The organism is Acinetobacter sp. TUM15064, from assembly GCF_008980265.1.
GTDB lineage: Bacteria > Pseudomonadota > Gammaproteobacteria > Pseudomonadales > Moraxellaceae > Acinetobacter.
Genome location: NZ_BKFU01000161.1, coordinates 1 through 905 on the forward strand (window position 1 = coordinate 1; position 905 = coordinate 905).

The 905-nt window shown below is 37.8% G+C and carries 1 protein-coding gene and 1 pseudogene; both read right to left on the reverse strand.

Features of this window, described 5'->3' with window-relative positions; translation table 11 throughout:
* Positions 1-139 precede the first annotated feature (139 nt).
* A complete protein-coding gene (locus GBI16_RS18195; RefSeq protein ID WP_087607012.1) occupies positions 140-361 on the reverse strand; it encodes an antitoxin HicB in 222 nt (73 codons plus the stop codon).
* A gap of 33 nt (positions 362-394) precedes the next feature.
* Positions 395-895, reverse strand: a pseudogene (locus GBI16_RS18200) (tyrosine-type recombinase/integrase); the annotation flags it as partial.
* Between the last annotated feature and the right edge of the window lie 10 nt (positions 896-905).

The following is a 905-nucleotide window of genomic DNA, read 5'->3' on the forward strand; positions in this document are numbered from 1 at the left end:
TCCTACTAGACATTAGTACAGACTAAAATTACATAGCTCTTTTTACTGATACTAAACGATTCATGTCCACACTACGTTCTGCAGCTTCGAGGGCTGGTTTTTGTTAAACCACTGAGAACAATGACAAATAATCTGACCACTATATTTTTCCAGAGAGTGGTGTAGGAACTTTTTCATTATTGCTAATCATATCAGCGACAACATCAGCAACGAGCTCCTCTATTCCTGAGAATGCTTTAGACTGATCCGCATCAAGCCAAGACAATGATGGAAACTCAGCACACAACCCAACATACCCATTATCTTCTGCTGACCATGTAACACGGTAAGTATATTGTTTACTATCCATTTGACACCCCATAATGTTTTAAGTTTATGTATAAAAGTACGATTTTCACTTAGTAGTACTTAAATAATCACCCCACCACTGCATCATTTCAGTCCGTTGAGCTAAATAGTCAGCGTGATTATAGCTGGCACGGGTACGGTTCTTATCAATATGTGAAAGTTGTGCCTCAATCCAATTATCTTGGAACAAACCTGAGTCATTCAAAATGGTACTAAAAGTAGAACGTAATCCATGAGAAGATAATTGATGTTTGCCATAGCCCATCTTACGTATGGCCATATTTAGAGTATTAAAATGAATCGGTTGATTGTGTTTGCGTGGGCTAGCAAAAAGGTATTTTTCACCGTATGACCATTGCATGACGTCTTTTAAAATCTCTAAAGCCTGATTTGAAAGTGGAACTAAAAAATCTGGAATCTCATGGCCTAATATGACTTTTCGTCGAAACTGTTTAATATGCAAGGCAGGTATTTTCCAGATTTTTTCATTTAAATCAAAATGATGAGGCTCCGCCAATAACAATTCAGCCCCTCGCACGCCAGTATGTCATTTGAAC

Bases quoted from the DNA above. Each gene is read 5' to 3' on its own strand.
- GBI16_RS18195 (WP_087607012.1), bottom strand. From the start codon at position 361: ATGGGGTGTCAAATGGATAGTAAACAATATACTTACCGTGTTACATGG.